Origin of the sequence: Qipengyuania marisflavi (assembly GCF_005884405.1) — a bacterium.
Classification (GTDB): domain Bacteria; phylum Pseudomonadota; class Alphaproteobacteria; order Sphingomonadales; family Sphingomonadaceae; genus Qipengyuania; species Qipengyuania marisflavi.
The window spans coordinates 1-1,511 of sequence record NZ_VCAO01000016.1; the positions used below are offsets into that span (position 1 = coordinate 1).

General features: G+C 55.9%; 1 protein-coding gene. It reads left to right on the forward strand.

Annotated features, from left to right (window positions below; genetic code table 11):
* Nucleotides 1-89: 89 nt before the first annotated feature.
* A protein-coding gene (locus tag FEV51_RS13070; protein ID WP_138619564.1) for an IS3 family transposase occupies nt 90-1,435 on the forward strand; the annotation gives its coding sequence in 2 pieces (ribosomal slippage) (nt 90-420 and nt 420-1,435; 1,347 coding nt in all).
* Nucleotides 1,436-1,511: the final 76 nt, after the last annotated feature.

Below are 1,511 nucleotides of genomic sequence, written 5' to 3' on the forward strand. Positions count from 1 at the left end.
GCTGTCCCCCGCCAGCGTTCAATAGACAGATTGGCTGCATAAAATAGGAGAGTGTTTTGGGTTCATCTTCGTGACTGTAAGGAACGAAGATGAAGTCAAAACACTCAAAGGCGCCCGCGGAGCGGGTAGTCAAAGACATCCGCCGGGCGACCCGCAAACAGTATAGCGCAGAGGAGAAGATCCGGATTGTGCTGGAAGGCCTGCGCGGCGAGGATAGTATCGCCGAACTGTGCCGCCGTGAGGGTATTGCGCAGGGCGTGTATTACAAATGGTCGAAGGACTTCATGGAGGCTGGCAAGCGCCGGCTTGCCGGTGATATGGCGCGCAGCGCCAATACCGATGAAGTCCGTGATCGGCGCCCTGAGGCCCGTGATCTGAAGGAGGTCGTTGCTGAACAGATGCTCGAGAACCGGTTGCTTAAAAAAAGCATGATCGGGGATGGGGGCGACAACGAATGAGGTATCCTGCATCAGAAAAACTGGAGATCATCAGGCTGGTCGAGAAAACCCACCTTCCAGCAAAGCAGACGCTGGACAGGCTGGGCATTGCTCGACCTACCTTCTACCGTTGGTATGATCTGTATCTGCGGTTCGGCGAGGATGCGCTGGAAGATCGGCGTCCTGGCCCGCGCCGGGCCTGGAACCGGATCCCTGACGATGTGCAGGGCAAGATCCTGGATATGGCGTTGGAGCGCTGCGAGCTGAGCCCCCGTGAGCTGGCGGTAACGTTCACCGATGAACAGCGCTACTTCGTGTCGGAAGCCAGCGTTTACAGGCTCTTGAAGCGCCATGATCTGATCACCAGCCCCAACTTCATCGTGATGAAGGCCGCCAGCGAGTTCAAGGACAAAACGACCGCCATCAACCAACTATGGCAAACAGACTTTACCTATCTCAAGATCATTGGCTGGGGCTGGTATTACCTATCGACCATCCTTGATGATTACTCGCGCTACATCATTGCGTGGAAGCTGTGCACGACCATGCGGGCTGAGGATGTAACGGATACGCTGGAGCTGGCACTTGAGGCGTCAGGCTGCGACCAGGCAACGGTGGTGCACAAGCCGCGTCTGCTGTCCGACAATGGTCCCAGTCACGTTGCTGGCGAGCTGGCGGACTATCTCGCGGAAAAAGATATGTGCCACGTTCGCGGCGCGCCGTTCCATCCGCAGACACAGGGCAAGATCGAGCGTTGGCACCAGACCTTGAAGAACCGGATATTGCTGGAAAACTACTTCCTGCCGGGCGACCTTGAAACCCAGATCGAGGCGTTCGTCGAGCATTACAACCACCAGCGCTATCACGAGAGCCTGAAAAACGTCACACCTGCCGACGCCTACTTCGGCAGGGCAGAAGCCACCATCAAACAGCGCGAAAGGATCAAACGCAAAACCATCGAACAAAGGCGCTTGCAACACCGCAAGCTTGCCGCATAATATCAACCAACCAGATGAGCCCAAACACTCACCTGTTTTAAACTGCCTAATGTCTCAAATTATCTGACGACGGACA